Below are 933 nucleotides of genomic sequence, written 5' to 3' on the forward strand. Positions count from 1 at the left end.
GAAAACTGCGGTCGGTTGTTCGAGACACTTCATCGCTCGATCCTGCAACATCCGTCCCGGTCAAGCGAGCGGTCGTCAACCTTTCCAACGAACGACTGCGTTCCGCTTGCTAACCGATCGCCTCACCGCGACTCAAACGTTTCACCGCTGCGTAGACTCCCGGAAACGATGTGAACAATGTCGATTGCGTCTGATACAATCCTTTGACGTTCTCCATCGACATCGTACCCATCGCTTCCTTACCTGTCGGTGCGCTCGTGATCGTCACTCGACGTTTCCAGATCGCTCGATTGGATCCACGATAGTATTCCCGATAACCACGCGATGATGACGGAGCGGTGGTGGAGACCAATTTGGCATTCCAATCACATCACTCGCCACCGCCCGCATATCGCAAACGTTATCCCGTTCAACTATCGTGAACGCTCCCCCAAGAACAAACTTGACCTTCGCGGCTAGCCGATGGCGATTTTTCGCCACTACAACCATCAGCAGTTTGTCCATCGGCGTTGCGATCTACTGCCTAACCGAATGGTTAGGAATCCCCTACGGCTGGGCCGTATTCATCGTGGTAATACGTGCAGCATTCTGGGCAACCGTTGTCGACATTCGCAAATTTGATATCAACATCGAGGGAAAAACGCTTTCAGGACCGACTTTCATTTTTGGATCTAAACAGGCATCCGTTGATCTCACTGACGTCGAGCCGGGGTTTGTAGGCGAATGCATGGGGGCATTCAGCTTGCACGATTCCACTGGGGAAGAAGTAATGGCACACTACCGGTACTACACGCCAAAAGATCGTGCAGTCCTTCGTCGGCTGGTCGACCGTCTTCGCTGGCCACGCGACACAGTATCCGTTGGATAACCACGCGATGATGACGGAGCGGTGGTGGAGACGAACTTGGCATTCCAATCACATCGCTCGCCACC

The organism is Rhodopirellula halodulae (genome assembly GCF_020966775.1).
Classification (GTDB): domain Bacteria; phylum Planctomycetota; class Planctomycetia; order Pirellulales; family Pirellulaceae; genus Rhodopirellula; species Rhodopirellula halodulae.